We start from the raw sequence: 3744 nt of genomic DNA on the forward strand, positions 1-3744 counted from the left end.
GTCGCGGCCTGAGGCGCCCGCCCGGCGCCCCGCGCCGGGCTCTGCCGCCTTGCGCCGGAGGGGCGCCGCCTCATCTGAAGGCGGCGGGATCGCCCGCAATCCCGCCATGATCCTCGGATGTCCTGTCCTGGTGAGCGACCTCCAGCCGACCCAGCCTCCGCCCGCGCGCCCCGGCCCCACCCGCCGCCGTGCCGCCTTCCTCCTGCTCTGCCTGGCCTTGGCGCTGGGCCTCGCGGCGCTCGCCGTGCCGGTGCTGGCGCCGGGCGGCTGGACCCTCTGGGAAGCGGTGATCCTGGCCGCCTGGATCGGGCTGCTGCCCTGGGTCGCGCTCTGCGCCGGCAATGCGCTGCTGGGGCTGGGGCTGCGGCTGTTCGCGCGCGATCCGGTGGCGGCGGTGGTGCCGGGTTGGCAGGCCGCCCCCGCCGCGCCGCCCGAAGCCCGCACCGCCATCGCCCTCTGCCTGCGCAACGAGGCGATGGAGGCGGTGCTGCCGCCGCTCACCCGCCTGCTGGACGGGCTGGAGCAGGCCGGCGCCGGGGGGCGCTTCACCCTCTGGCTGCTCTCCGACACCCAGGAGCCGGAGGCCGTTGCGCGGGAGGAGGCGGCGATCGAGGGTTTCGCCGCCGCCCGCGCCGGCCGCCCCATCGCGCTGCGCTATCGCCGCCGCGCGATGAACACCGGCTTCAAGGCCGGCAATGTCATGGAATTCCTCGACGGCGCCGGGCGGGATTACGATTTCTTCCTGTGCCTCGACGCCGATTCGGAGATGTCGGCGCGCGCCGTGCTGCGCCTCGTTGCCACCATGCAGGCGGAGCCGCGGCTGGCCATCCTGCAGCAGCTGATCGCCGGCCGCCCGGCGGAGAGCGGCTTCACCCGGCTGTTCCAGTTCGGCATGCGCGCCGGCATGCGCATCTGGGCCACCGGCCAGGCCTGGTGGCAGGGCGATGAGGGCCCCTATTGGGGCCATAACGCGCTGATCCGCGTCGCCGCCTTCCGCGAGCATGCGCGGCTGGAGGCGCTGCCCGATGGCCGCGCCATCCTCAGCCATGACCAGATCGAGGCGGTGCGGCTGCACGCCGCCGGCTGGGCGGTGCGCTGCGTGCCGGAGGAGGAAGGCAGCGCCGAGGGCAACCCGCCCACTTTGCCGGATTTCCTGCTGCGCGACCGCCGCTGGGGCGCCGGCAACATGCAGTATTTTTCGCTGTTGCGGCTGCCGGGGCTGACGCGGCTGGGGCGCTGGCAGCTGATCCAGGCGATCCTGCTGTTTCTTTCAGCGCCGCTCTGGCTGCTGCTGCTGGCCGCCGGCGTGATGAACGCCGCGACCGGCGGTGGCGCCACGACGCCCGCCGGCGCGCTGGCGGCGCTGCTGCTCACCGGCTGGGCGGCGCTGCACGCGCCGAAGCTGCTGGGCTATGCCGAGCTGCTGCTGCGCCCGGGCCTCGCCGCGCCCTATGGCGGGCGGCTGGCGGTGCTGCGCGGCGCGGCGGCGGAGCTGGCCTTCACCACCCTGCTCGACCCGATCAGCCTGGTCAGCAAGAGCCTGTTCCTCGCCGGGCTGGCCTTCGGCCGCCGCATCGGCTGGGCGCCGCAGCGGCGCGAGGCGCATGGCGTCGCCTGGCGCGACGCCGCGCGGCTGCTCTGGCCGCAGACCCTGCTGGGGGTGGCGGGGATGGCGGCGCTGCTCTCGGCCGGCGGCACGGCCTGGGCCTGGGGGCTGCCGGTGCTGGCGCCGCTGCTGCTGGCGGTGCCCTTCTGCGTCGCCACCGCCCATCCCGGCTTCGGCGCCGGGCTGCGCGAGGCCGGGCTGGCCCGCGTGCCGGAGGAGGCGCCGCCGCCGCCTCAGCCGCCGGTCAGCGGCAGGCGCATCAGCGTCTCGTCATAGTAGCGGTCGCCGATCTTCAGCGCCCGCGGCTCGGTGGCCCAGGCGCGGAAGCCGAGCGATTCGTAGAGCCGCCGCGCCCGGTCATTGCCGGCGACGACGGAGAGGCGGATCTCCTCCACCCGGCCCTCGGCATGGGCGATCACCGCGCGCAGCAGCGCGGCCGCCAGGCCGGTGCCGCGCGATTCGGGGCGCAGATAGACGCTCCAGAGCAGCGCCTTGTGCCGGGTCTTGGCGGCGGTTGGCAGCGCCAGCGCCATCAGCCCGGCGGGCTCGGCGCCCTCGGCCCGCCAGCCGGCGAAGACGGCGCTGCCGCGCAGCCGCTCCGCCCACCAGGCCTCGGGCTGCGCCGCCTCATCCTCATGGCTGGCGCCGAAGGCCTCCGGATGGGCCCGCAGCGCCTCCAGCCGCAGGCGGCGGAACAGGGCGGCGTCCTCGGGGGTCAGCAGGCGGATGATCATCTCCCCTGCTTAGCCCGGCGGGGCCGCGCCGTCACATCAGCGGGCGCAGCAGGGCGACGGCGGCGACGCCGGTGAGTGCCGCCAGCAGGTCGTTGCCGCGCCAGGCCATCACCAGCACGACCAGTGCCAGGCCGACGCTTTCCGGCACCCGACCCTGCAGCACCACCGGGGCGGCGATGCCCAGCATGACGCCGAAGGGCAGGGCGCGCAGCGCCGATTCCAGCCGCGGTGTCACCGGGACATAGCGCATCAGGAAGAAGCCGCCGGCGCGGCAGAGGAAGGAGGCCGCGCCCATCAGCAGCAGCGCCTGCAGGAAGCCGGGGGTGAGGCTCATGGCGTGGCCGCGGCCGGGCTCGGCCGGTGCAGCGCGGCGCCGGCCAGGCAGGCGGCCAGGGCCGTGGCGACGATCAGCCAGCCGCCGGGCAGGATCCCGTGCAGCAGGGCGGCGGCCAGGGCGGCGGCGCCGATCGGCCAGAGATCGGCGCGCGAGCGCCACAGCCCGACCAGCAGCGCGGCGGAGAAGGCCACCAGCATGAAATCCATGCCGAAGCGCGCCGGGTCGCCGATCAGCCCGCCGGCCAGCCGCCCGGCGAGCGTGCCGCCCACCCAGGGCAGGAACATCGCCACGCCCGAGCCGAACAGGAAACCGGCATCGTCGCGGCCCTCGGCGCGCTCGGCCATGGCCAGCGCCCAATTGCCATCGCCCAGGAAGAACAGCGTGCCATAGGCGGTGCCGGGCGGCAGCCCCTCCAGCCAGGGGCGCAGCGAGGCGCCATAGAGCAGGTATCGGGCATTCATCAGCAGGATGGCGGCGAAGAGCGGCAGCAGCCCGGCATTGTCGCGCCAGACCTGCAGCGCCGCCATCTGCGCCGAGCCGGAATAGACCAGCGCGCTGGTCAGGGTGGCGGCCAGGGCGGAAAGCTGCGCCTCGCTGGCCAGGATGCCGAACACCACGCCGTAGAGCAGCACCCCGGGCGCCAGCGCCTGGGCCCGGACGAAGCCGTGCCGGACGCCGGCGAGGGTGAAGGGAGGGCCAGGCCGGCGGGGCCGCATGCTTTGCCTCTTTCTAACCGTCTCTGCGGTTATTATGATCGGTGGCGAAACGCTTCTGTCAACCGGAGATCCGCATGGCGCGCCTGCCCACCGACCCGCCGGCCGATCCGCGTTCCTTCGCCACCCATCCGCCGAAGCCGCTGGGCGGGGCGCTGTGCCTGGATTTCGTCAACACCCTGGCCTGGCGCGGCGATGCGGCGCGCAGCAGCGAAAGGCTGCACGCCTATGCCGAGCTGGTGCATTGGGCGGCCGCCCTGCGGCTGCTGGAGCCGGTGGATGCGGCGGCGCTGCTGGATGCGGCGGCGTCGCGCCCGGCCCAGGCCGAGGCGGCGCGGCTGCTGGCGCTGCGGC

5 protein-coding genes are annotated in these 3744 nt (G+C 75.1%); 2 read left to right on the top strand and 3 right to left on the bottom strand.

The window, feature by feature from the left end:
• Positions 1–130: 130 nt before the first annotated feature.
• Positions 131–1882, top strand: coding sequence for a glucans biosynthesis glucosyltransferase MdoH (gene mdoH, locus HMPREF0731_RS12375; RefSeq protein ID WP_245538324.1), 1752 nt, complete (start codon positions 131–133; stop codon positions 1880–1882).
• Here the strand turns inward: mdoH and HMPREF0731_RS12380 are convergent.
• The 3 genes from HMPREF0731_RS12380 to HMPREF0731_RS12390 are packed head-to-tail and all read right to left on the bottom strand — an operon-like array spanning position 1840 to position 3393.
• A complete protein-coding gene (locus tag HMPREF0731_RS12380) occupies positions 1840–2340 on the bottom strand; it encodes a GNAT family N-acetyltransferase (RefSeq protein WP_007004482.1) in 501 nt (166 codons plus the stop codon). The two genes, mdoH and HMPREF0731_RS12380, sit on opposite strands and share 43 nt — an antisense overlap.
• Before the next feature lie 31 nt (positions 2341–2371).
• The gene (locus HMPREF0731_RS12385) at positions 2372–2674 is read right to left on the bottom strand and encodes an AzlD family protein (protein ID WP_007004483.1); all 303 of its coding nucleotides are present in this window, start codon (positions 2672–2674) and stop codon (positions 2372–2374) included.
• A complete protein-coding gene (locus tag HMPREF0731_RS12390; RefSeq protein ID WP_007004484.1) occupies positions 2671–3393 on the bottom strand; it encodes an AzlC family ABC transporter permease in 723 nt (240 codons plus the stop codon). The genes HMPREF0731_RS12385 and HMPREF0731_RS12390 overlap by 4 nt, the downstream gene beginning before the upstream one ends.
• Before the next feature lie 74 nt (positions 3394–3467).
• Between HMPREF0731_RS12390 and HMPREF0731_RS12395 the strand changes: the two genes are divergently transcribed.
• Positions 3468–3744, top strand: a 277-nt coding sequence (locus tag HMPREF0731_RS12395; protein ID WP_007004485.1) for an ABATE domain-containing protein, incomplete at its 3' end; no start/stop codon positions are given.

This window comes from Pseudoroseomonas cervicalis ATCC 49957, assembly GCF_000164635.1.
In the GTDB taxonomy this organism is placed as follows: domain Bacteria; phylum Pseudomonadota; class Alphaproteobacteria; order Acetobacterales; family Acetobacteraceae; genus Pseudoroseomonas; species Pseudoroseomonas cervicalis.

Coding starts and splice junctions, on each gene's coding strand:
- HMPREF0731_RS12390 (WP_007004484.1), bottom strand. CDS start 3,393: ATGCGGCCCCGCCGGCCTGGCCCTCCCTTCACCCTCGCCGGCGTCCGG.
- HMPREF0731_RS12380 (WP_007004482.1), bottom strand. CDS start 2,340: ATGATCATCCGCCTGCTGACCCCCGAGGACGCCGCCCTGTTCCGCCGC.
- HMPREF0731_RS12385 (WP_007004483.1), bottom strand. CDS start 2,674: ATGAGCCTCACCCCCGGCTTCCTGCAGGCGCTGCTGCTGATGGGCGCG.